Source organism: Ornithinibacillus sp. FSL M8-0202 (assembly GCF_037975285.1).
GTDB classification, from domain to species: domain Bacteria; phylum Bacillota; class Bacilli; order Bacillales; family Amphibacillaceae; genus Ornithinibacillus; species Ornithinibacillus massiliensis.
This window is the reverse complement of sequence record NZ_CP150248.1, coordinates 3,479,376-3,504,184: the sequence shown is the minus strand read 5'-3', so window position 1 is coordinate 3,504,184 and position 24,809 is coordinate 3,479,376. Positions and strand designations below refer to the sequence as shown.

Annotated in this window: 27 protein-coding genes and 1 other annotated feature; of the genes, 2 read left to right on the top strand and 25 right to left on the bottom strand. The window is 37.2% G+C overall.

What is annotated here, in order from left to right; all coding sequences use genetic code 11:
• Window positions 1-96 precede the first annotated feature (96 nt).
• From MKY78_RS17640 to MKY78_RS17615, 6 genes are all read right to left on the bottom strand, one after another.
• The gene (locus MKY78_RS17640) at window positions 97-2,295 is read right to left on the bottom strand and encodes a bifunctional (p)ppGpp synthetase/guanosine-3',5'-bis(diphosphate) 3'-pyrophosphohydrolase (protein ID WP_339214532.1); all 2,199 of its coding nucleotides are present in this window, start codon (window positions 2,293-2,295) and stop codon (window positions 97-99) included.
• 235 nt (window positions 2,296-2,530) lie between these two features.
• The gene (locus MKY78_RS17635) at window positions 2,531-3,043 is read right to left on the bottom strand and encodes an adenine phosphoribosyltransferase (RefSeq protein ID WP_339214531.1); all 513 of its coding nucleotides are present in this window, start codon (window positions 3,041-3,043) and stop codon (window positions 2,531-2,533) included.
• On the bottom strand, window positions 3,033-5,369 hold the full coding sequence (gene recJ / locus MKY78_RS17630; protein ID WP_339214529.1) for a single-stranded-DNA-specific exonuclease RecJ: 2,337 nt from the start codon (window positions 5,367-5,369) through the stop codon (window positions 3,033-3,035). The genes MKY78_RS17635 and recJ overlap by 11 nt, the downstream gene beginning before the upstream one ends.
• A gap of 65 nt (window positions 5,370-5,434) precedes the next feature.
• Complete coding sequence (locus MKY78_RS17625) at window positions 5,435-5,764, bottom strand: lipopolysaccharide assembly protein LapA domain-containing protein (protein ID WP_339214528.1); 330 nt, start codon at window positions 5,762-5,764, stop codon at window positions 5,435-5,437.
• 91 nt (window positions 5,765-5,855) lie between these two features.
• Window positions 5,856-8,114, bottom strand: coding sequence for a protein translocase subunit SecDF (gene secDF, locus MKY78_RS17620; RefSeq protein ID WP_339214527.1), 2,259 nt, complete (start codon window positions 8,112-8,114; stop codon window positions 5,856-5,858).
• A gap of 53 nt (window positions 8,115-8,167) precedes the next feature.
• On the bottom strand, window positions 8,168-8,455 hold the full coding sequence (locus tag MKY78_RS17615) for a post-transcriptional regulator (RefSeq protein WP_339214526.1): 288 nt from the start codon (window positions 8,453-8,455) through the stop codon (window positions 8,168-8,170).
• 120 nt (window positions 8,456-8,575) lie between these two features.
• Between MKY78_RS17615 and spoVB the strand changes: the two genes are divergently transcribed.
• Window positions 8,576-10,132 (top strand): stage V sporulation protein B, encoded by a 1,557-nt coding sequence (spoVB, locus tag MKY78_RS17610; RefSeq protein ID WP_339214525.1) that lies wholly within the window; start codon window positions 8,576-8,578, stop codon window positions 10,130-10,132.
• Between the two features lie 121 nt (window positions 10,133-10,253).
• The gene (locus MKY78_RS17605; RefSeq protein WP_339214523.1) at window positions 10,254-10,631 is read left to right on the top strand and encodes a TIGR04086 family membrane protein; all 378 of its coding nucleotides are present in this window, start codon (window positions 10,254-10,256) and stop codon (window positions 10,629-10,631) included.
• Window positions 10,632-10,711: 80 nt separating this feature from the next.
• Here MKY78_RS17605 and yajC read toward each other — a convergent pair whose 3' ends face one another.
• From yajC to minC, 19 genes are all read right to left on the bottom strand, one after another.
• Window positions 10,712-10,936: a preprotein translocase subunit YajC gene (gene yajC, locus MKY78_RS17600; protein WP_255488127.1), complete on the bottom strand. Its 225-nt coding sequence runs from the start codon at window positions 10,934-10,936 to the stop codon at window positions 10,712-10,714.
• Complete coding sequence (locus MKY78_RS17595) at window positions 10,860-11,048, bottom strand: hypothetical protein (protein WP_339217990.1); 189 nt, start codon at window positions 11,046-11,048, stop codon at window positions 10,860-10,862. The genes yajC and MKY78_RS17595 overlap by 77 nt, the downstream gene beginning before the upstream one ends.
• The gene (gene tgt / locus MKY78_RS17590) at window positions 11,032-12,174 is read right to left on the bottom strand and encodes a tRNA guanosine(34) transglycosylase Tgt (RefSeq protein WP_339214522.1); all 1,143 of its coding nucleotides are present in this window, start codon (window positions 12,172-12,174) and stop codon (window positions 11,032-11,034) included. Before tgt ends, MKY78_RS17595 begins: the two co-directional genes overlap by 17 nt.
• Window positions 12,175-12,189: 15 nt before the next feature.
• Window positions 12,190-13,218 carry a tRNA preQ1(34) S-adenosylmethionine ribosyltransferase-isomerase QueA gene (queA, locus tag MKY78_RS17585; protein ID WP_339214521.1) on the bottom strand — a complete coding sequence of 343 codons (1,029 nt, stop codon included), beginning with the start codon at window positions 13,216-13,218 and terminating at the stop codon, window positions 12,190-12,192.
• A gap of 21 nt (window positions 13,219-13,239) precedes the next feature.
• Entirely contained in the window at window positions 13,240-13,422 is a 183-nt protein-coding gene (locus MKY78_RS17580; protein ID WP_186870301.1) for a DUF2905 domain-containing protein, read from the bottom strand.
• An 11-nt stretch (window positions 13,423-13,433) separates the two neighbouring features.
• Window positions 13,434-14,438, bottom strand: a complete 1,005-nt coding sequence (gene ruvB, locus MKY78_RS17575) for a Holliday junction branch migration DNA helicase RuvB (protein ID WP_339214520.1) — start codon at window positions 14,436-14,438, stop codon at window positions 13,434-13,436.
• 15 nt (window positions 14,439-14,453) lie between these two features.
• Window positions 14,454-15,068 (bottom strand): Holliday junction branch migration protein RuvA, encoded by a 615-nt coding sequence (gene ruvA, locus MKY78_RS17570; RefSeq protein ID WP_339214519.1) that lies wholly within the window; start codon window positions 15,066-15,068, stop codon window positions 14,454-14,456.
• A gap of 177 nt (window positions 15,069-15,245) precedes the next feature.
• Entirely contained in the window at window positions 15,246-15,800 is a 555-nt protein-coding gene (locus tag MKY78_RS17565) for a YhcN/YlaJ family sporulation lipoprotein (RefSeq protein ID WP_339214518.1), read from the bottom strand.
• A 120-nt stretch (window positions 15,801-15,920) separates the two neighbouring features.
• A complete protein-coding gene (locus MKY78_RS17560; protein WP_339214517.1) occupies window positions 15,921-16,877 on the bottom strand; it encodes a phosphotransferase in 957 nt (318 codons plus the stop codon).
• Window positions 16,874-18,025: a SafA/ExsA family spore coat assembly protein gene (safA, locus tag MKY78_RS17555; RefSeq protein WP_339214516.1), complete on the bottom strand. Its 1,152-nt coding sequence runs from the start codon at window positions 18,023-18,025 to the stop codon at window positions 16,874-16,876. The genes MKY78_RS17560 and safA overlap by 4 nt, the downstream gene beginning before the upstream one ends.
• A 216-nt stretch (window positions 18,026-18,241) precedes the next feature.
• Window positions 18,242-19,522: a GTPase ObgE gene (gene obgE, locus MKY78_RS17550; protein WP_339214515.1), complete on the bottom strand. Its 1,281-nt coding sequence runs from the start codon at window positions 19,520-19,522 to the stop codon at window positions 18,242-18,244.
• Between the two features lie 14 nt (window positions 19,523-19,536).
• Complete coding sequence (locus tag MKY78_RS17545; protein WP_339214514.1) at window positions 19,537-20,064, bottom strand: Spo0B domain-containing protein; 528 nt, start codon at window positions 20,062-20,064, stop codon at window positions 19,537-19,539.
• Window positions 20,065-20,204: 140 nt separating this feature from the next.
• Window positions 20,205-20,495 carry a 50S ribosomal protein L27 gene (rpmA, locus tag MKY78_RS17540; RefSeq protein WP_010098994.1) on the bottom strand — a complete coding sequence of 97 codons (291 nt, stop codon included), beginning with the start codon at window positions 20,493-20,495 and terminating at the stop codon, window positions 20,205-20,207.
• An 11-nt stretch (window positions 20,496-20,506) separates the two neighbouring features.
• On the bottom strand, window positions 20,507-20,836 hold the full coding sequence (locus MKY78_RS17535; protein ID WP_339214513.1) for a ribosomal-processing cysteine protease Prp: 330 nt from the start codon (window positions 20,834-20,836) through the stop codon (window positions 20,507-20,509).
• 10 nt (window positions 20,837-20,846) lie between these two features.
• A complete protein-coding gene (gene rplU / locus MKY78_RS17530; RefSeq protein ID WP_186870292.1) occupies window positions 20,847-21,155 on the bottom strand; it encodes a 50S ribosomal protein L21 in 309 nt (102 codons plus the stop codon).
• A 13-nt stretch (window positions 21,156-21,168) separates the two neighbouring features.
• Window positions 21,169-21,244, bottom strand: a sequence feature (ribosomal protein L21 leader region).
• A gap of 60 nt (window positions 21,245-21,304) precedes the next feature.
• Complete coding sequence (locus MKY78_RS17525; protein ID WP_339214512.1) at window positions 21,305-22,171, bottom strand: M50 family metallopeptidase; 867 nt, start codon at window positions 22,169-22,171, stop codon at window positions 21,305-21,307.
• On the bottom strand, window positions 22,158-22,928 hold the full coding sequence (locus MKY78_RS17520; RefSeq protein WP_339214511.1) for a M23 family metallopeptidase: 771 nt from the start codon (window positions 22,926-22,928) through the stop codon (window positions 22,158-22,160). The genes MKY78_RS17525 and MKY78_RS17520 overlap by 14 nt, the downstream gene beginning before the upstream one ends.
• A gap of 391 nt (window positions 22,929-23,319) precedes the next feature.
• Window positions 23,320-24,117 carry a septum site-determining protein MinD gene (gene minD / locus MKY78_RS17515; protein WP_339214510.1) on the bottom strand — a complete coding sequence of 266 codons (798 nt, stop codon included), beginning with the start codon at window positions 24,115-24,117 and terminating at the stop codon, window positions 23,320-23,322.
• Window positions 24,110-24,793: a septum site-determining protein MinC gene (gene minC, locus MKY78_RS17510; protein WP_339217954.1), complete on the bottom strand. Its 684-nt coding sequence runs from the start codon at window positions 24,791-24,793 to the stop codon at window positions 24,110-24,112. Before minC ends, minD begins: the two co-directional genes overlap by 8 nt.
• Between the last annotated feature and the right edge of the window lie 16 nt (window positions 24,794-24,809).

The following is a 24,809-nucleotide window of genomic DNA, read 5'->3' as shown; positions in this document are numbered from 1 at the left end:
AAGGTCTGGATCCTTGCCTTTCGTCTACCAATTTTCCGGAGCTAGTGTGATGCCTTATTCGGGTTTACATCTCTAACTTTTAGTTTTGTGAAAGTTTTATTGAAGTGTACGTGTAACTGCATAAACATCTTTGATCTGCTTAATCCGTTCCACAATTTTTCTTAAATGGTTCGTATTATGAATCAAAATCGTAATTTGAATAACAGCCATTTTATTACGATCAGACCTGCCATTTACATGGGTAATATTTGTTTTCGACTCATTTACTGCTTGTAACACTTCATTTAATAAGCCTCTACGATCATAGCCTGAGATTTCTAAATCCACATGATATTGCTTTTGTGTTTGATCTTTTTCCCATTCCACATGTAGATGACGTTCTCTTGCTTCCTCTGTTTGTACATTTGGGCAGTCGGTTCGATGGACAGATACGCCTCGCCCTTTTGTAATATACCCAATTATTTCATCACCAGGGACAGGATTACAGCATTTGGATAGACGGACAAGTAAATTATCAATGCCTTCTACAATTACACCAGAGTCTTTCTTATGTTTTTTAAATTCCTTATACTCTGTTTTTGTACCCTCTAACGTTTTGGCAAGGTCTTCTTCTTTTTGGCGAGATTGACGTATTTTCTCCGTTAATCTTGTCGCGACTAGAGCGGCAGTAATACCCTGATAACCTACCGCGGCATATAAGTCTTCCTCAGAAACAAAGTTAAATCGTTCGTAAACGCGTTTTAAATTCTCCTCTGTCAATGCTTCTTTCGGTTCGATATCAAATGCCCGAATCTCTTTTTCGACTAAATCCTTACCCTTTGCTACGTTTTCTTCACGGCGTTGCTTCTTGAAAAATTGTCTAATTTTATTCTTTGCCTGTGATGTTTGCGTGATCTTTAACCAATCTTGAGAAGGTCCATAGGAATGTTTCGAAGTTAGTACTTCGATTATGTCGCCATTTTTTAATTTGTAGTCTAATGGCTCCATTTTCCCGTTAATTTTTGCCCCGATTGTCTGATTACCGATTTCCGTATGAATTCGGTAAGCAAAATCAAGTGGAACAGAACCAGAAGGAAGTTCTATTACATCTCCTTTAGGCGTAAAGACATAAACCATATCGGAAAATAAATCTACTTTTAAAGATTCAACAAATTCCTCCGCATCATGTGTCTCATTTTGCCATTCTAAAATTTCACGGAACCATGTTAATTTCTCTTCAAAGGATTTCTTATCACGATTAAGTTGCTTACCTTCCTTATACGCCCAGTGAGCAGCAATCCCGTACTCGGCAATCTCATGCATTTCCTTCGTTCTTATTTGTACCTCTAAAGGATCTCCTTTAGGACCAATTACCGTTGTATGCAAGGATTGGTATAGGTTTTGCTTTGGCATTGCAATATAATCTTTAAATCTACCAGGCATTGGCTTCCAGCATGTATGAATAATTCCTAGTACCGCATAACAATCTTTAATACTGTTGACTAAAATACGAACAGCCAATAAATCATAAATCTCATTAAACTGTTTGTTTTGCTTTATCATCTTCTGATAAATACTATATAAATGCTTCGGTCTACCTGAGATTTCCGCTTCTATATTTACTTCTTCTAACTGTTTATTTACTTCTTGAATAACTTCATCAATGTAAGATTCACGTTGTTCCCGCTTTTGCTTCATTAACTGAACAATTCGGTAATATTGTTGGGGATTTAAGTAACGTAATGAGATATCTTCTAGCTCCCATTTAATCGCAGAAATTCCTAAACGATGTGCTAATGGAGCAAAGATTTCTATCGTTTCATTCGCTTTGATACGTTGCTTTTCAGGTGGTAAGAACTTTAACGTTCGCATATTATGCAATCTATCCGCTAGCTTAATTAATATAACACGTATATCTTTCGCCATAGCGACAAACATTTTTCGGTGATTTTCAGCTTGTTGGGCTTCTTTGGATTTGTATTTGATTTTACCTAGCTTTGTAACACCATCAACAAGCATGGCAACTTCCTTATTAAATTGTTCTTCTATTTCTTCTAATGTTATTTCGGTATCCTCTACAACATCATGCAAAAATCCACCCGCAACCGTCACTGGATCCATTTTTAAATCTACTAATATGCCAGCAACTTGAATAGGGTGTATGATATATGCTTCTCCTGATTTACGATACTGGTCCCTATGTGCCTCTTCTGCGTACGTATAAGCACGCATAATAAACGCAACATCGTCCTCCGATAAATACGTGCTAGCTTTTTCTTGTAATTGTTCAATTGTTATAATGTCATTTTTCGCCATATTATCACCTTTAATTGTAGAAGATACTTTCTTTCTAGTATCAAAAAAATTTATTAAAATGTAAAGAAAAAATACCTTTACATTTTCTGGTAACTCACCGCAGTCATTGTCTAAACATCACTTATCATTAGTAGCACATTCTAGAACCTATTTTAAGCAAGCTGTTGTTAAAAGCTATTCCTTTTCCGAATTACAAGAGGTCTGATGAAGGATTTCTCCACCAGACCTACATAAATTAATATTTCATTAAGGATAGAACATCATAACCTTTCAGTTTATCCAAACCATTTAAATACGATAATTCGATTAGGAAGGCACAGCCAACAACAATTCCACCTAATTCTTCCACTAATTTAATAGTTGCTTCAATTGTACCACCTGTTGCTAATAAATCATCGGTAATGAGAACACGTTGACCTGGTTTAATAGCATCCTTATGAATGGTTAAAACATTTTGTCCATATTCTAAACCATAGTCTACTTTAATTACCTCACGTGGTAGCTTACCTTCTTTTCTAACCGGTGCAAATCCAACTTCAAGTGCATAGGAAACTGGACAACCAACAATAAATCCTCTAGCTTCAGGTCCTACTACTAAATCAATTTGTTTATCCCTAGCAAATTCTACAATCTCATTTACTGCTGATTTAAATGCTTTTCCATTATCCATTAATGGCGTAATATCTTTAAATTCAATTCCTTCTTTTGGCCAATCGTGTACAATTTTAATATATTGTTTATAATCCATGGGTCATTTCCTCCTTAGGTTTATCCATCAGTCCCATACAATCTTCAAACCATCTTGTTAATTCTTCATACGTTGCGTAATAAAGCATTTTTTCAATTTCTATTTGCTTCACACGTTCCTGATAGATGTGTGCTTCTTGTAAATCCTTTTTTTGTGGCGATGAATTTAATGCAATAATTCCATTACTAATATTAACAAATTCAAGCTCAGAAAACACCTTTAACATAAACATAATCGAATCCTTAGTCCAGCCCTTAGCATTTATAATGGCTTGTAAGTCTTTACGGATATTCAGTTCTTTTCTCTTCCATATTAACGAATATAACCATTTAAAATCTTCTCTTGTGGGGAAACTAGATAAGTATACACTATTTTCTACATAAAAACACGCATGAATGACACAAGGCTTAGTCTTATGCACGATTTTTCTCAATTCATCTAGATTTTGCGGTAGATCAAAGAGATAAAGCACATCTATCTCCTCATGAAAAGTCAGTGCTTCTTTGTATGTTAACGGCATAATTCCTTCTGGAAAATCATGGTTATTAGAAAAATTCTCATTATACAATAGCACATGTCTATCAAACTGATGAAGGAAATTCGTTATGTCTACTTGTTTTTTTCCTCGGTGGTCAAATAATTGCCAATGATCAATTCGCATATCTTCCACGACAAGTTGTGGCTTACGAATGCCATTCCATTCATTCATACCTAATTCTCCGACTACGGATAGCGTGGCTTTTGGCGAAATATATTGATATAATTCCCCCATTCCAAACGCGATTCCTTCTAAAGAGCTTCCGTTTTCCTTAAATAGCAGTTTCAAATGCTTTTTCATATTACCTAATTGACGGACTTCATAAGGCTTTGCTTCAATCCGGAATTTAGGCTTTGGATTCGCCATTCCAAATGGTGCTAGCTTACCTATCTCATCAATTAATCCTTCACTAATATCCGATAAAGTCAGTGTTTTACTAATGAGAATCTCTTGCTTAAAGTCCTCACTCGTCAATTCCTGTTGAATCAAATGATCGAGTTCTTTTTCTAGTATTCTCACGTTTTCAATTGGTAATGTCATCCCAGCTGCTTGTGCATGCCCACCAAAATGCGTGAACACTTCTTTCAATTTCATACAGCTTTGAAATAAATCAAAGGCAGGGATGCTCCTTGCAGAACCCTTTGCAGTACCATTTTCTTCATTAATTGATAGTACAATGGCCGGTCGGTCATACTTTCTTACTAGTCTAGATGCAACAATACCTAGAACTCCTTCATTCCAGCCTTGTTTTGCAACGACGATAACCCCTTTTTCCGGGTCAATCGTTTCAAGTTGTTCCACTTCTTTTACAATAGATGCAACAATTTGTTGACGCTCTTGATTAAGTTGCCCTACTTGTTCTGCTAATTCCTCGGCTTCTTCCGGAATATCGGTTAAAAGTAGCTCAACAGCTAAATCTGCATCCTGTAACCGCCCTACTGCATTTAGCCTAGGTCCAATTAGGAATCCAATGTCTTCTTCTGTCGTATTTCCTTCCATTTTACATTGCTTCTTTAAGGCAATTAATCCTTCTCGCTTCGTAACGGATAGCTTCTGTAACCCATAATAAGTTAATATCCGATTTTCTCCAACTAGAGGAACTAAATCTGCAACCGTACCAATGACAACTAAATCTAATAAATGCTCTGGGAAATAACCTAGTAAGCTTTGTGCAAATTTAAAGGCTACCCCTGCTCCAGCTAATTCCTTAAAGGAATATTCTGGAGAGCATTTTGGATGTATGATAGCAAAAGCATCTGGTAATGCTTCTTGTGGTTCATGGTGGTCGGTAATGATTAAATCGATACCTAGTTCCTTCGCTACTTCTGCTTCATAAACAGAGGCAATACCGGTATCGACTGTAATAATAAGTTTATATCCATTTTCACAAGCCTCTCTGAAGGCAGCTTCATTAGGACCATATCCTTCTGTAAAACGATTCGGTATATAGAAATTGCAATTAGCACCTAGTTCTTCTAATGCTTTAATAAGTATCGTTGTCGAGCTAACCCCATCCGCATCATAATCACCAAATACGAGAATTTTTTCATTGGCGCGAATGGCTTGATGGACTCGTTCTGTAGCAATATCCATGGAAGCTAACTTCATAGGACTAATCAAGTTATCAATAGATGGCATTAAGAACTCTTGCGCTTCTTCATAGGATTGAATACCACGCTGTACTAATAACTCTTTTATCACGGGGGATAATTCTATTGAGTCATCCATCCACTGGTCTTGATATTCTTCTGTACGCACAAATTTCCATTTCGACTTGCTTTGTAGCATATATTCACCCCTGACTAATCTATTATACACAAATAGAGTCAGGGGGAGCAACGAGAATTTATCGTTTAGTCTTCCTGTGTGCCATCATTTGCTTTAGAAGCTTGCGTGCCTCCATTCGTTTCAGCTACATTCTTGTCTTCTACTAGTTGAGATAATGCTGCATTCTTTCTTCTTATTACTTTTATCTCTTTTTGCAGCTTAAACATTCTAACCATTCCGACAGCAGCCGTAATCATTCCCCCCATTAAAACAGAGAAAAGGATCACTAAAATTAATGGTGATTCTACTTGCCAAAAAAAATAGGTAACCTGTACAGGACTAACATTCATTACAGCAAATATAGCAACCAGTATGACAAAAATAATCGCAACAATCACATACGTTTGTCCTCTCACAATAATTCCTCCTTGTCCTTTTTCGCTACCCTTTATTTTATACAAGTAGAAAAAAAACAATCCCTCTGCACCTTGCAAAGGGATTGTTTCGTTAAACCTGTGGTCCTTCCACACGTTTTTTCTTTCTAAAGTCTACTGGCTTATCCTTAATATTCTTTCCTCGCCATACTAACCATAATTGTGTTGCAAGGAATAAAGATGAGTAGGTACCTGCAATGATTCCAATGAGTAAGGCAATACCAAACCCACGAATCGGCTCTGCACCTAAAATTAAGAATGCGACAATAGCAATTAATGTTGTAATATTCGTATTTATCGTTCTAGTCATCGTTTGAACAATACTTCGATTTACAATACCGGAAAGCTCCTTAAAGGATTTTATCACCCGATTAGATTGTGCAGCATTTTCGCGAATTCGATCAAAGGTTACAATGGTAGAGTTGATTGCATATCCGACTATCGTTAGGATTGCAGCAACAATGGTAACATCAAATTCAATCTTGAAAATACTAAACACCATTAACATGATAAATATATCATGGAGTAATGTTAGGATCGCCATGACTGCAAAGTAAAACTCAAAGCGGAATGCCACATAAATAATCATTCCTACAGCAGCAATAGCAAGGGCATAGATAGCATTTTTCACTAATTCTTGCCCAACTATTGGCGATACAACACTGATACCAGGCTCTACATTATATTTATCATGAAAATAAGTGGTCAGTTCACTAATTTTATCTTCTGGTATTACATCCTGGTAACGAATTACTGCAATTTCATTATTTTCACCAGAAAGTATGATTGATCTCGCCTCTAATCCTAGAGCTTCTAAATCTGACTCAATTTCTGTTTCACTTAATGGTTCTTCCGCCATAATCTGCACTCTTGAACCACTTGTAAAGTCAATTCCAGGAGTTAATCTAAATATACCAAAAGCAATGACACCAATAACCGTTAATATAATCGTGATAACGAAAAATATCTTACGATTATCCACTACATTCCATTCTTTACCTAAGAATGTTGCTGGAACTTCACTATTATCTCGGATATCTTTTATAGTTGATTTCTTTACGCCAAACCAACCTGGATGATTTTTAAAGAATTTAACTTTAATCCATAATTGGAGGAGTAATTTAGTTCCATACACTGCTGTTAAAAAGCTTACTACGATACTAATAATCAACATCGTCGCAAACCCTTTTACAGAACTAGTACCAAAAATAAATAGTACTGCCGCCGCTAGTAGCGTTGTAATATTAGCATCTAGAATTGCCCGTAAGGAGTTGCTTGTCCCTTTTTTAAAGGCTGCCTGTAGCGATTTACCTTCCCGTAATTCTTCCTTAATACGTTCAAAGGTAATAACATTGGCATCTACTGCCATACCTACCCCTAATATTAATGCGGCTATACCAGGTAATGTTAGTACACCTCGTAGACTTTCAAATATAGCAAGCACTAAGAATATATAAGCACTTAATGATATAACAGAAATAACACCTGGAAAGCGATATACTGCTATCATAAACACAAATATAATACTGATTCCAACTATAGCAGCAAGTACAGTTTGATCTAGAGCTTGCTGACCAAACTGTGCCCCAACTGAAGTAGAGAATATCTCCTCTAAATTAACTGGCAGCGAACCAGAATTAATCATGCTCGCCAGATATTGTGCCTCTTCAACCGTAAAGTTTCCGGTAATCATAACATTACCGCCAGTAATCGGTTCATTTACGGATGGCGCTGAGATAAATTTAGGCTCTTCTTTTAATGCTTCCTCTTCAAAAGAATCCCCATCTTCATAATCCATCCAAATGACAAGTAAATTATCACCTGGACTTTCTTGCGATAACTCTCTCGTTACTTGGGCAAATTTACTTGCATCCTTTACTTGTAAGGTGACAATAGGCTGATTCGTATCTGGGTGGAAATCTTGCTTAGCACTTCCCTCTTTCACATCAGACCCATCTAACAATACCGTATCATTTACATCGCGAAAGGTAAGTCTAGCTGATGTTGCTAACATTTCACGGGCTTGTGTTTGATCTTCAACACCGGCTAATTGAACGCGAATACGGTCTTCTCCTTCGATATCAATTACTGCTTCACTAATTCCTAACTTATTTACCCGATCATTTAATAATTGAACTGTAGCTTCCAATAAGCTCCGATCGACTTCCTGGGTTTCATCAATTGGTTCTACTGTATAAAGGACCTCAAAGCCCCCTTGCAAATCCAGTCCAAGATTAATGCTTTTCGTAACACTTGGTGTAAGTAATCCAATAATAAGTCCTAATGCAATAACAATTAGGAAAAAGGATGCAATCCGTCCTTTATTTTTCATAATAAAAAGTTCCTCCCTTTTATGTATCCAACACATATGTAACGCTTAGGGGTTTAGCTATTGCCAGTTAAGGCAGCGATCGAAACCATCAAATCATCATCTTGATAGGCATCTATGGTCAAATAGCTCATATATGTACTCGAGCTAAGGTGTAGTATATCTTGGACAACTTCGTAAAGTCTTTTTTCTGGATTGCCTTTCCACACTTTCTTCATCAGGCAATTCCAAATATCTTCTTCTGTTGCTCGAGAATACCCCATCATTTGAAATTCTTGCGTCTTACTTTCTAAAGCTGGTCTTAACTCCTGCTTCCATGCTTCAACAGTCTTCTTTATCTCCAAGACCTTCACCTTCCTAGAAAGATTGTAATAAGATTGTACAAGTTGTCATGCTTGGCTACACCAATTGCATATATATCATTGTATATGAAATTTTATTTTTTGAGAAGGCAGGTCGTCGATGTGTCTAAACAAACTTTTCTCCAAGGGACACTCATCTTAATAGCAGCAGGCATGATTACTCGTTTTCTAGGATTTATTAATCGTCTTGTAGTTGCCAGACTGATGGGAGAAGAAGGCGTAGGGCTATATATGATGGCCCTTCCTACTCTATTTTTAGTCATGACACTTACACAACTTGGACTACCTGTTGCTATATCAAAACGTGTAGCAGAAGCAGATGCACAGCAAGATCATGCGAAAATAAAACGAATATTAGTAGTTTCGATTATTATTACCTCCATTTCTAGTATTATCTTTACAACAGCCATGATCTTTGCAGCACCTTTTATCGCCACTACATTATTAACAGATGAACGTACACTTTATCCGTTAATCGCAGTTAGCCCAATCATCCCTATTGTGGCTGTTTCATCCGTTTTACGCGGTTATTTTCAAGGAAAACAAAACATGAAACCACAGAGCTATTCACAAGTTATTGAACAAATCGTACGTATTAGCTGTGTTGCCTTATTTGTACATTTACTACTCCCTTATGGAATAGAGTACGCAGCAGCAGGAGCCATGATTAGTGTTATTTTAGGCGAATTTGCTTCCCTACTCTATATGATATATCTGTTTAAACGCAAAAAAACAATTCGTATACGGCATCGCTTTTTTGCCTATGTAAAAGCAAGTAAGAAAACCGTGAAAGAGTTATTCTCTATTGCTCTGCCGAGTACTGGTAGTAAAATGATTAGTTCATTCTCTTATTTTCTTGAACCCATTATTGTAACGAACAGCCTAGCTCTCGCAGGTATATCAGGTGCATTAGCTACAAAGCAGTACGGAGAATTAACTGGGTTTGTTTTACCGCTTCTGTTTCTACCAACCTTTATTACCCAGTCATTATCTATCGCACTCGTACCTAATATCTCAGAAGCAGATGCAAGGCAAAATACTAGCCTTATACACTATCGCATCCATCAATCCATTCGGATATCATTTGCTTCGGGAGCGATTGCTACGGTCGTATTAACGATTTTTGCCGTTCCAATCCTATCTTTTATGTATGGTACAGCTAATGCAAGCAATATTCTTATATTTATGGCACCATTCTATATTTTACTTTATATCCAGTCACCATTACAAGCTGCGCTTCAAGCATTAGATTTAGCCAAGGCAGCAATGTGGAATAGCTTAATAGGTGCTGTCGTAAAATTCATTGTACTATTTATTCTAGCCTCAAATGAAAGCTTTGGCATCATGGGAGTTGCAATTGCCATGTCAGTCGGTGTCATTCTCATAACATTATTACATTTAGCCTCCTTGCGTCAGGCTATTAATTTCTACATTCCAATCAAAGACATCGCAAAAATGATTGTCTTAATTCTCGCCACTTGGTTTACTGGTAAGTTACTTTATGACATTTATATAAATTACGATCCAAACCTATTTCTATTTGGACTATCATTGATTGCCTTAACAGCTATCTATCTCATCTTACTATTTATTTTGCGATTTATCACGAAGGAAGAACTAGAACAAATTCCATTTTTACAAAAATGGATTAAGTCTTAAATTGACAAGGGAATGCACTAGTACATTTCGTTGATAGTAAATAAATCTATAAAAAACTCGTCTACTTTTCAACGGACAAGAATATGAATACTATAAAAGGACTTTTGTGAGGGGGATTCTCATGCGAAATCAACAATTTACAGCGTTACTTTACGGATGGATTGTTGTACTTGGATTAATTCTTGTTTCTAGTATGGCATTGGCTCTATTATTACGATTCTCTACTTTTAATGAACCTGCAACAGATTGGGTAACACTTGTTATCGGATTAATCTCTTTATTTATCGGTGGGGCAGTTGCTGGAGCGAAAGGAAAACAGAAAGGGTGGATGATTGGTGCGATTACCGGATTAGGATTTACCGTGTTCACTTTCCTAGTTCAATACCTCGGATATCAGGTTGGCTTCAACTTACAACAAGCCATCCATCATTTCTTTTATATTTTAGCAGCGCTATTCGGTGGGGCTGTCGGTGTCAATATTACCTCTAATCAGGAATAAAATTTATTGTTAATCAAACAATTGCTAGTAGATTCGAAAGTAAAAGAGACTAACCTAGGTCAGTCTCTTTTACCTTTTGATTATACAGTTTTAACTTCACGAATCGCAGAACGATCATATGTAAGTTTAGAACCGTCTCCTGCTTGTAATACTACAGTGTCTTCATCTAAAGCATGAATCACGCCATGGAAACCACCTATCGTCACAACAGAATCACCTTTTTTAAGTTCAGACTGCATTAGCCTTACTTGTTTCTGACGCTTTTGTTGCGGACGAATCAGCAAGAAATAGAAAATTACAAACATAGCTATTAAGGGTAATAACGTAATGAAACTCTCCATATACTTGTCCCTCCTTTCCAATCCATTCGTTTAAAAAATCATGATTTTCTAAACGCTCATTAAAAATTCTTGGCATCCGGTTTATTTAATCCGTATTGCTCGAAGAATTCTTCTTTAAAGTCACCAAGTCGATCTTCGCGTATTGCTTGTCGTACTTGCTCCATTAATTTTAACAGAAAATATAAGTTATGATAAGTAGTAAGTCTAAAACCAAACGTTTCATTACATTTTATTAGATGTCTGATGTAGGCACGAGTATAATTTCGGCAAACATGACAGTCACAGTTTTCATCAATTGGACCGAAATCACGTGCATATTTGGCATTTCTTACTACTAACCTTCCTGATGATGTCATACATGTACCATTACGGGCAATTCGCGTCGGCAATACACAATCAAACATATCAATCCCACGTATCGCACCGTCTATCAAGGAATCTGGCGAACCAACTCCCATTAGGTATCGTGGTTTATTACTAGGCATTAATGGTGTCGTAAACTCTAATACTCGATTCATAACATCCTTCGGTTCTCCAACCGAAAGTCCCCCAACTGCATAGCCAGGTAAATCAAGCGAAATTAAGTCCTGTGCACTCTGTTTACGCAAATCTTCATACTCTCCACCTTGAATAATCCCGAATAACCCTTGCACATCTGGTCTGGCATGAGCAGCTAAACATCTCTCTGCCCATCTAGAAGTTCTTTCCACAGATTGCTTCATATATTCATGTGTTGCTGGGTATGGTGGGCATTCATCAAATGCCATCATAATATCTGAGCCTAAATCATTTTGAATTTGCATGGCTTTTTCTGGGGATAAAAATAGCTTTTCACCATTTAAATGATTACGGAAATGCACCCCTTCTTCCGTTATTTTTCGCATATCACTCAAACTAAATACCTGGAAACCACCTGAATCAGTGAGAATTGCGCCATCCCAATTCATAAACTTATGCAGCCCACCAGCTTCTTTGATGATATTTTCACCAGGGCGCAACCAGAGATGGTACGTATTCGATAGAATAATATTCGCTCCCATCGATTCTAAATCCTCAGGACTCATTGTTTTGACCGTCGCGAGAGTTCCTACCGGCATAAATGTCGGCGTTTCAAATGAACCATGTGGTGTATGAACGACTCCAAGTCTCGCTCCTGTTTGTTTATCTGTTTTAATTAATTCATAACGTATCGGTGTTGTCATTGTATCTTTCCTCTTCTACATAATTAACATCGCATCGCCAAAACTAAAGAAGCGATATTTTTCTTTAACTGCCTCATGATAAGCTTTCAGTATAAAATCTCGATCAGCAAACGCGCTGACTAACATAATTAACGTTGATTTTGGCAGATGGAAATTTGTGATTAATCCATCAATTGCCTTATATTCAAATCCCGGGTATATAAATATATCTGTCCAACCACTTGATTCAACAAATTGTCCATTATTATCACGTGTAATGGTCTCTAGTGTTCTTGTTGAGGTTGTACCAACAGAAATGATTCTACCACCATTTTCTCTTACCCGAGTCAGTGTTTCTGCGGTCTCCCGTGACATCACATAAAACTCTGAATGCATTTTATGCTCATCAATATTATCTACAGATACGGGTCTGAATGTTCCAAGTCCAACATGAAGTGTAATGAAAGCAATCGTGACACCCATTTCTTTAATCTCTTCTAGTAATTCAGTAGTAAAATGTAATCCTGCTGTTGGAGCCGCTGCTGACCCTTTTTCTTTCGCATACACGGTTTGGTACCGTTCTTTTTCTGGTAATTGCTCTTTTATATACGGTGGTAAAGGCATTTCTCCTAGCTCCTCCAACACCTCATAAAAGATCCCCTCATAGTCAAATTGCAATATACGGCCACCATGCTCTAAAGTACCTGTACAAGTTGCTCGTAGCTTGCCCTCACCAAAAATCAAGGTGCTACCTTCTTTCATGCGTTTAGCAGGCTTAGCTAGAACTTCCCAAGAATCCCCTTCTAGCTGTTTGAGCAGTAGAATCTCTACTTTTCCTCCTGTGTCCTCTTTTACCCCATATAATCTTGCAGGTAAGACACGTGTATCATTTAATACTAAGCAATCCCCAGGTTTTAAATATTGCTTAATATCTGGGAACTGTTTATGTGCTATTTCCTTCGTATCTCTATTTAATACCATTAATCTAGATGCACTTCGCTCACGTAATGGTGTCTGTGCGATTAATTCTTCTGGTAAGTTAAAATCAAAATCTTCAATATTCATGGTGTTACTCCTTTAAACAGTTTAACGAAATCGTCCTAAAATAAAAAATAATAATGATAAGATAATGCTTACTATAATAGATGTCATGATCGGAAAGTAAAAGGTAACATTTCCTTTTTTAAACGAAATATCGCCAGGTAATCTACCAATAAATGTCCATATTAGCCCTATAACGACCAGTATAATTCCAATTATAATAAACATCTTACCAATATTCACGTTTCATCATTCACTTTCATACCAAAATGTTGATACGCCTTTGGTGTGACAACTCTCCCTCTCGGAGTTCGCTGAATAAAACCAATCTGTAATAAATAGGGTTCATACACATCCTCAATGGTCTGAGACTCTTCACCAATGGTTGCTGCAATCGTATCTAACCCAACTGGTCCTCCTTGAAAGCCTTCAATAATGCCTTTTAATAGTTTATGATCAATATGGTCTAATCCTTGATCATCCACTTGTAACATTCCGAGGGCTATATCCGTTGTTTCTAAACTGATCTCAACTTCCCCTTTTACTTGGGATATATCCCGAATTCTGCGTAAAAGTCGATTGGCAATACGAGGTGTCCCTCTGGAACGTCGGGCAATTTCTATTGCGGCCTCTTTTACAATTTTCGTATCAAAAATCTCTGCTGTCCGTTCCACAATCGCTCGTAAATCCTTTGTCTCATAGTATTCCAACCTTGAAAGAACGCCAAAACGATCACGTAAAGGGGCCGACAGTAAACCTGCCCTCGTCGTTGCACCAACTAGTGTGAAAGGTGGTAAATCAATTCTTACCGACCGCGCACTTGGTCCTGTCCCGATAACAATATCAATAAAGAAATCTTCCATCGCAGAATATAATACTTCTTCCACTGCTCGTGGCAAGCGATGAACCTCATCAATAAATAAGACATCACCAACTTCTAAGGAAGTGAGAATTGCTGCCAGGTCGCCCGCACGATCAATTGCAGGTCCTGATGTTGAACGAAAGTTAACACCCATCTCATTCGCAATAATAGCAGCTAATGTTGTTTTACCAAGCCCTGGTGGTCCATATAACAACACATGATCCAATGGCTCATTCCGCATCTTAGCCGCTTGGATAAAGATTGTTAAGTTTTCCTTTACCTTGTCCTGTCCAATATACTGATTTAATGTTGTGGGGCGAAGACTAAGTTCAACATAGGATTCTTCCTCATGTAATTCACCTGTAACCATTCTCTCATCCATTACATTGCCCCCTTCCTACTTTTTCATAAGTAAGCTTAATGCTTTTCTAATAATTTCATCTGTATTAGTTCTATCAGTTAGCGATTTTTTCAATGCTGGTAAGATTAATTTAATTTCTTTATCCATATATCCTAATGCTTTTAACGCCTCGATAGCTTCTTTTAATTGATCAGAAGATAGGCTAGTAGAAGTCGTTTTATTTTCTACCTCGACATCAGAAATAGTGAAGTTCGCAGTTAGTTTACCTTTTAGATCTAAAATAATTTGTCTGGCTGTTTTTTTCCCAACACCAGGGAAACTAGTCAGGAATTTATCATCCTCACGTTCCACTGCGGCAACAAAATCAGGAATATTAACCCCCGCAAGAATAGCTAAGGCGCCTTTAGGGCCGATTCCTGAAACCGAAAGAAGTCTAGTAAATAAATATTTCTGATCCTCATTTTTAAAACCAAATAAAATTTGTGCATCTTCCCGAACATGGAAAAAAGTATGTATTTGAAATTCCTTGTTTAAAGAATCTTGAAAGGCAAATGGATTTGGACAAACTACTTCATAGCCAACTCCATTAACATCTATTATAATTGCTTCATCTTGTATGGAAACTAAATTTCCTCGTAAGTACGAAATCATACTATCTTCTCCCCACTATAAATCCTTTTCCTATTCTAACACAATTTCTACGAACCAGCATACACAAGAGCCCATGAATAGAGCTGTCACAGTTGCCGAAATATTACCAACAGAAGAAATTAAAAAAAGCCTGACAAAGATTTCTCTCTGTAGGCCCGATAATACTGATTCTGACTTTTATTCGTTTCCTTGATGATAAAAATCATTTAGATTATTTTCCACTTCTTCATCAAGGTTAGGGTTACTATTTTGGTTACGTCTACGATCCCACCAGGTTGATTCTGAGTATACAACAACTTCCTTATCTGAGACAATTTGTTTAACTTCTTCCTCGATAGTATCTGCTAAATTGGGGTAATATTTATTTCCGGTCATGATTGCAACAATAATTCGATCATCCGTCTCTGCCACCTGTGCTTGAACAATTTCTTTTCTTTCTGACAAATATTCCGAAATTTGCAACGTCCTTTCGTTCGTAAAACGATCCTCATTTTCAGCGTCTAAATTTTTATCACCTTCGTTGACATATTCTTGCTCACTTTGTGGATAGCCACCTAATTCTCCAATTGTTTTCTCCTGGTTATTTATTCGTTCTTCTTGTTCCTTCGGTGTTTCATAATTAATCGGTTGAATTGAATTATTGGTCGAATCATTCATTCCTTCTTCTGTTTCATTACCACAAGCAGCAGTTAATATTAAACTCACGAATGCAAGAAGTAATTTCCTACGCATAATAAAACCTCCCTTACAGCTAGTTTGCTACTAGAGAGGTTATTTAGAAGCGGTTATATTATCCTTTTTACATAATTTTTGGAAATAGATTTATACCGATAACAAGACCATAAAATCCTTCTACCCAATAATCCGCTTCGACTCCTTTAGAAATTCTTTACGATTTATCCATTCTTGTTCCATCGATTGTAAATACATTTCCACACTAATCCGCCGTTTTCTCGTCAAAAAATGTAACCATTCCCGTAACATATCACTTGGAATAAATGTTGTCATTAAATACCGTTCCATCGCTTCTTCCTGTACCATATTATAAGATAACAAAGTATCCACTTCCCAATTAATAGCGGGTAAAAAACGTTGTGCCAGTTGGATGTAATCGTTATCCTGAAATGTACATTGTAATAAATCGAAATCAATGATAACTGTATCATCATGATGAATAAAATTATGTGATGCAACATCCCCATGAACCCAGGTACCGTTTCTTTCTGCCATTAATTGTTCTTTGTTCCATGGATAATTGGAGACTTTTTCTAAATAGTGCTTCATCGACATTGTTATATCCTGAAATAAATATAAATACCGATACTTTTCAAAAAGTTGCTCGGTTTCTATAAATTTCATTAGTCTTGCATGCCATCGTTTTACAAATAATTGTTTTCTAACCATATTTTTCACGTAGATTTGATTAGCTGTAGCATGAAAAAGTTTTAATGTGCTCACTGCTTTTTGCCTATCACTCTCTACTTGATAATTTAATTTTCTGCCGGAAACATATGGTGAAATCGTCCAATAATAATTTGTTCCAGTTGAGATTTCCTTTTTTCCATTCGGATAGCGTACAAATGGCACAATTTCCTTAGATTGAACACGTTCAAAAAATTCCCATTGTTGTTTTAGATTTATGACATTGGAATGGCCTTTTAAGACATATTTATCTCCTGAGTTTGTTTCGATTAAATATATATTACGTTTAATAGGATGAATCTTTCTCGCCTCAATCCTCCCCTCCCAATATAAAAAAGAAGAGAGACGATTGATTCGTTGATCGTCTCTACTTGATTGTTTACTCAATCTGCTGACTCTTCCTCATTATCCGCTCTTAATTCACCGAATCCGGGAGGGGTAGGAAAACCATCTTCAGGAAAACCCGACATAAATGGATACGTCGTATTCGGTCCCATTTGTGGCATATTAGCCTGCCCTTGGAACATACTTGGATCAAATTGTGGCATCATTGGCTGGCCTTGATTTTGCATCATATTCGGATCAAATTGTGGCATCATCGGTTGGTCTTGGCCTTGCATCATATTTGGATCGAATTGTGGCATCATCGGTTGTCCTTGCTCTTGCATCATATCCGGATCGAATTGCGGCATCATTGGCTGGCCTTGATTTTGCATCATTTCCGGATCGAATTGCATTGGCTGTTGTCCAGTACCCTGCATCATACTTGGATCAAATTGTGGTACCATTGGCTGACCTTGGTACATTGCAGGATTAAATGGGGATACATCACCCATTGGTGGGATTTTTGGAGCACCGCAACCACAATCCCCCGTTACATCCTCCACCATTGGCATTTGTTGCGGATAAACCATATGTGCTGGTAATGGTACTGGATGAATGGGAACCATCGGATGCATTCCCCAGCAAGGATTGATAGGATAACAAGGAATCATCTGAACCGGTTGGTGCATTGGTTGTGAAATTGGTTGATAGCTTATCGGCTGTGCTTTCGGTTGTTTTGCATGATGTACATCTTTCTCCGATGATTCTTTACTCTCAGAGCTTTCATCAATATTAAAGGTCATATTATACGTTGTATGCTTTTCCTGTTCTATTTTCGGAGCATGCATTAGCGGCATCGTCATTTGTGGAATTTGTGGCATCTGAGGCATTGGAAGTTCTGGTTTTACGACCATTTCTGGCTTCTCATCATCTTCTTTAATAACTGGAAGTGGTTTAGGACTGATATCCTTATACGGCGTCTCTACTTGCTTTTCTTTCTTGACCTCTTTTTTCACTTCCTTCACTTCTTTTACGGGCGCCTCTTTCTTTACTGTTTTAGCATTAGTTGGAATACGTATTTTCATACCAGGCATAATCATATCTGGACTAGAAATATGTGAATTTGCAGCTTTTAATGCTTCAAAATCAACTCCATATTTTTTAGACAGCTCCCACATTGTATCTCCCTTTTGTACAATATGAATTTTCAATGTTCAACGAACTCCTTTCACTTCTCGATTTCTGGGCTAATCACTCTATACCAAGATATGCAACTTAAATGGAAATGTTGAACTTTATTCGAAAAGAATGAAAATCATCTGAGCTCATATTATTGTCCTAAAACGATTATTTCCATATCTACTCCTGACTACAAGTTTTTTTTACTTACCCTATCAGCAAAAAAGCCATTCTCAAGAGAGAATGACTTAATCAACAAATTCAAATTCGAATTGTAATATACGGATTGTGTCGCCGTCCTCTGCTCCTTTTTTACGAAGTTCTTCATCCACTCCCATGGAACGCATTTGACGTGCGAAACGACGAATTGCTTCTTCACGATTGAAATCTGTCATCTTAAATAATTTTTCAATTTTTGGACCTGAAACAACAAAGGCACCATCATCCTCACGAGTAATGGTAAATCCTTTATCTTCTTTTTGATAACGATAAACAACCTTTTCTTCTGTTTCCTCCAATTGCGGAGCGTACTTCGGTATTGTTTCTAGAAGGTCTGCTACGGCATATAATATATCTCTTAATCCATCCTTCGTAAGAGCAGATACTGGATATACAGGTACATCTTCACCAAGCTGTTCTTTAAATTTCTCTAAATTCTCCTCCGCACCCGGCATATCCATTTTGTTTGCCGCAATAACCTGTGGCCTTGTCATTAGTTTTTCATCATATTCTTTCAGTTCTGTATTAATCTTGACATAGTCTTCAAAAGGATCTCTTCCTTCTGTTCCTGCCATATCAATAACATGGATAATTACTCTTGTCCGCTCCACATGGCGTAAAAATTGATGCCCTAAACCTATTCCTTGGTGGGCTCCTTCAATTAATCCAGGTAAATCTGCTAAGACAAAGCTTCGTTGATCTCCAGTATCAACAACACCTAAATTAGGAGCTAATGTAGTAAAGTGATAATCAGCGATTTTTGGTTTAGCTGCACTTACAACAGATAAGAATGTAGATTTTCCAACACTTGGAAATCCAACAAGTCCCACATCTGCAATAAGCTTTAATTCCACTTTTATGTTTTTCTCTTCACCAGGCTCACCATTCTCCGCAAAATCTGGCGCTGGGTTTCTTGGCGTTGCAAAACGAGAATTCCCTCTACCACCTCTACCACCTTTGGCAATGACAGCCTCTTGCCCATGAATGGTTAAGTCGGCAATGACTTGTTCGGTATCCTCATCCATAATGGTTGTTCCAGGTGGTACTGAAACAATTAATGGTGCTGCATTTTTACCATGCTGATTTTTGCTCATTCCATTTTCGCCACGTTTGGCTTTAAAATGACGGTTGTAACGTAAATCCATTAGTGTATTTAATCCTTCATCCACCTTAAAGATAACGTCACCACCATTCCCGCCATCTCCACCCGCTGGACCACCCAACGGTACATATTTCTCTCTACGATAAGCAACAAGACCATTACCACCATCTCCTGCCTTTACGTAGACACTGACTTGATCGACAAACATAATACTCACCTCATCTATTCAAGCGAGGATAGGGAAAACGTAAACCTAACACTAGATTCCAGTTCCTCTGCTTGTATCCACACATTATTTAGCTTTTCAGCCATTCTATTTTTCCATCTTTCCGAGCTAATTGGCGGACTACTGAGTGTCACAACCAACTTAACGACTGAATCTTCTTCAATTAGCTGTAATACACCATTTATTATTTCAAATTTATCCACTAAAATGTAATCAACTATTGTATTTCCGATATCCGTTAACACCTTATCATAGGCTTGTAGATTCCTATTACTTGTACCTATTTCATATGTAAATTGGATATGATTATGTTGTAAATTCGTCTGTATTAACCATAGTGCAAAGTTAGGGCAACTACTATTCATCAATAATCGCTCACGATTTAACCCCTCAATTATCTCGTCTACCTTTACTTTTACTTTATCCGCCTTACCCATGCTTAAGTATCCATGCACGATTTGTAAATCATTCATTAAATCATGCCTTTGTAATCGTAATAATTGAATCACTTCTTTAGCATCCACATTATCCTCCCCCATTATGTAGAATTATAGCAGAAAATGGGCATTCATACATTAAATGGAGAGCAAGATGAATTGGATACTTAATTAAATCTAATAAAAAAACCCCAACCATCTAAAATGATTGGAGTTTGTATGTCATATTATGCTTCTTGAGCAACTGGGTATACACTAACTTTTTTGCGATCACGACCATAGCGTTCGAATTTTACAACACCGTCGATTTTAGCATAAAGTGTGTCATCACCACCACGGCCAACGTTTTCACCTGGATAGATTTTTGTACCGCGTTGACGGTAAAGAATAGATCCACCAGTTACGAATTGACCATCAGCACGTTTAGCACCAAGACGTTTGGACTCAGAGTCACGACCGTTCTTTGTACTACCTACACCCTTTTTAGATGCGAAGAACTGTAAATCTAGACGTAGCATTAGAGCACCTCCTATTTACTTTGTATCGTTATAAACTGACTATAATCACGTTCAATCGTTTGAAGTGATACAATCATACCTTCGAACAAGAGTTGTACGTTATCCATTATTTCTGATGGAACAGAATCTGGAATCGATACGCGAAGATAACCACCTTCACTACCTTGTTCAATTGCCAGATCAATATCTGTTAATTTCAATACAGCATTTACTGCTCCAAATGAAACCGCAGATACCCCAGCACAAACCAAATCATATCCGTAGGGTCCACTCTCTGCATGTCCAGATAATTCAAAGGTTTTTATTTGATTATTATCTCGGTATACAGTTATTTTTATCATAACAAGACCCTTATTGGTTAATTTTTTCGATTACTAATTTAGTATAAGGCTGACGATGACCTTGCTTCTTATGATAGTTTTTCTTAGGCTTGAATTTGAATACAGTGACTTTCTTTTGACGACCATGTTTTTCAACTTTAGCCGTAACAGTAGCACCTTCAACATAAGGAGAACCAACTTGAACGTTTTCCCCACCTACGAAAAGAACTTTGTCAAAAGTAACAGTTTCATCCACGTCTGCTGTAACTTTTTCAACGTAAATTACTTGGCCTTCTTCAACTTTAACTTGCTTACCACCTGTTTCGATAATAGCGTACATAACTGCACCTCCTTAATTAACTCAGACTCGCCATACAGGTAAACTATTATAGTTTTTCCATGACCTGTTCTGTGCGGTTGTAGCAACGGGTGCTACGATGAATAACATAAAAATGTTATCATGTATGCTTATCTTTGTCAAGAAACTTTCTATATCGTTGTATATGTTGCCACTTCACCGACCGTTTTATTGTAGTTTTGATCATAAAAATAACTTTTTAAGCATTCCGTTTCATCAATTGCTAGTCTTTGATTATCAGGCATTTGTATGTAAATCGCGTGCTTTACATCTCGCTTAAACTGCGAGAACACATCCATGAGCGTATACTGAAATGGCACTGTTATTGGGCTTACTGATTTTATCCAGTTGTTCCCTTTATACCGATTTAAGAGAAAACGAATGAAAACAAAATGTCTCTTCTTCCAATCGGCTCTGTTTTCTAAAAGTAAAAACACCATAATTAATAACGCACTGAGTGTAAATGGGAAAAATAACAGCTGTATTACAATAATTACCAAACAGATTATAATAGAAAAAACTAATGCCGTATTATAGGCGCGTTGAAACGAGTACCTTTGGGATAGCAAAAAAAATAATAGCTTTCCTCCATCCAGTGGCCATATAGGAAGCAAATTAAACACTAGAATTGTTGTATTATAGAATAAGATTGTATCAATGATTGAACTTGGTAGCAGAGAAAAACAGGATGCAAAAAACATGAGAACATAAATAATAAGATGTTGAATGGGACCTGCTATCGTGACAAGAAATTCTTCTTTTACAGGTCTACTGCCTTGTTCATCGGTATCCATCACACCCCCAAAAACCCATAACATAACTTGATTAATTCGCCAATTAAAGTAGGAAGCTGCCATATAATGACCTAATTCATGTAATAAAACAATCATTAGAATGATGAACATTTCAACAAATGTACCAGTCAAAAAGGAAATAATCATAAAAACTAATAATAATGGATGAATGTGTATAGGAGGTATTAGTTTACGGATTTTCATCAACTTCTATCACCTGAACAGGGTCAACAAATTCGTTGTCTTTTTCAATCGCAAAATATACCATTTCATTATCCGTTGTAGGTGTAAACTCCCCAAGCCTTTGCTTGCTATTTACAACTTGATACAGATGAACATCAATGGAACTTAAGAAGCCATATGTTGAAGTGGATCCATCGGCATGTTGAATAATTACTGTTTTATCGGTATCTTGTTTTTTCCCCGCAAATATAACAACACCTTCACTTAATGCAGCGACAGCTGTAGTTTCCTGAGGAGCAATCATAATTCCTTTACCATTAGATTGAAAAGTCTCTATCACATTACCAGAGACTGGTAATACGAGTGCTACTTCTTCCACTTCCTCTTTATCGCTAGGCGAGAAGGCTAGAGGAGTACCAAAAGAATCTTTATACCACTTATAAACACTAGCAAAAGGAAAATCCTCTGTCAGTACACTGCTCGTCCATTCTCGTGGTTTATCAAAAAATTCCGCATCACTTTGCCATATAATGGCGATAGAGAAAAACAACATGACAGAAAAAATACCTTTTAACATAATACCTGTGATAGCATTACTTCTTGTCTGATTAGAGGATGAAGGATCAATAAAGTTTGGATAAAATCCATGTCTTTCTTCATCCTGTGGTAAAGAAGGTATGATGGTACTTATTTTATTAGGATTTGATTTGGTTGGGATTCCACGTGATTTTTTCCGTTCATTGATTGATTTTCTAACATCTTTTATTTCTTTCTTCATTCGTCCTCATTCCTTCATTCATCATTTATACAATTGTATGAAGGGCTAGGACAAGATATGATTGTCCGAACTTAATTTAGTATGGTGAGAGGAACAAGCTTTACACGAATATTTGGATTTGCTGTTCAATCAAAAAAGAGGTTGGAACAAAACGAAAACATAGGGTAATAAAAAACGAACAATCACTATCATTACCAGGAAATATACGGATACTCCTGTGGGAGGAAAGGGCACTGCCTGAGACCCCGGAAGAGCTTTAGCTCTGAGGAGGCTCACCAGCCGCCCACGGACGCGTAGTATATTTCCGGGGCGGGTCTGATGCGCTAACTTTCATGTTCGGTTTTCCTATGTTAAAAATAGTTTTGTTCCATCCTCTTTTATTTTCTTACTGCTAGCTCCTAATGCCAAAGAACTTTTTAACTTTCTTGAACATACCGGTTTCGTCTTCTAGTGATTGTAATGGTACAGATTCTCCTAGAATTCTTCTTGCAATATTTCGGTATGCTATAGAAGCTTTTGTGTTTGGTTGGAATGCAACTGGTTCTCCGTGATTGGATGCTTTAATAACTTCATCGTCATCTAAAACAATTCCAATTAGATCAATCGATAAAATTTGTACGATTTCATCGATTTCAAGCATATCGCCATTCTTCATCATATGCTTACGTATTCTGTTAATGATTAAGGAAGGTGGGTCCATATCCTCTTTTTCTAGTAGACCGATGATTCGATCGGCATCACGAACACTAGATTTCTCAGGCGTTGTCACCACAATAGCTTTATCTGCCCCTGCTACAGCATTTTGATATCCTTGCTCAATACCAGCAGGGCAATCAATAATGATATAATCATATTCTGTTTTTAATTCCTTCACAATTTCACGCATGCCTTCTGGCGTAACTGCTGTCTTATCACTAGTTTGTGCAGCAGGAAGTAGTGATAAATAATCAAAACGCTTGTCCTTAATCAATGCTTGTTTTAATTTGCAACGGCCTTGAATAACATCTACTATGTCGTATACAATGCGATTTTCAAGTCCCATTACCACATCTAGATTTCGCAGTCCGATATCGGTATCAATTAAGCAAACCTTTTTACCCATTAATGCTAGTGCAGTACCTAAATTTGCGGTAGTAGTCGTTTTCCCAACCCCACCTTTACCAGATGTTATAACAATTGCCTCACCCATTGATTATTCTCCTTTCGAATCCACTTAAACGTTTGCGTTTATGTGTTAAAACTTGCAATCTATCAATGATAATTTTGTCTTTTTCTGTATCGATGAGACCACATTCCATATATACACCGTCTGATTGGTAATCTGGTGCACGACTTATGTAATCAGCTATACGGAGTTGACTTGGATTCATATAAGAAGCAGTTATAATGGCATTATGGTCACCATTTACCCCTGCATGAGCAATCCCATGCAGACTACCCATAATATATATATTCCCCGTAGAAACTACTTTCCCACCAGGATTGACATCCCCTATTAATAGCACATCACCGTTTACCTCGAGAACTTGTCCAGACCGAACAATTCGATTGTAAACCTTAATTTCTGTATCCTCGAGCATGGCAAGTGCTTCATCCCTAAGAATGACATTCGATTCTACGGATTGAACAGTAAATTGTTTCTTTTCGGTAATAATGTTCTCTAGTTGTTCCCTTTGATCATCATATAAGTAACGATTTCCAAGGTTAACTGTTACGGGTACAACCTGTTCATCCTTTTTGGAATGATTAACAGATAATTTTTCTTGTAATTCCCTACACGCATCTTCAAATGAACAACGATCATCAATGAATAGTGTAAGCCCGTCTCTCGTGCCTTTTATCGTAACATACTGTTTTGGTTTCATGTCTTGCAACGCTTTC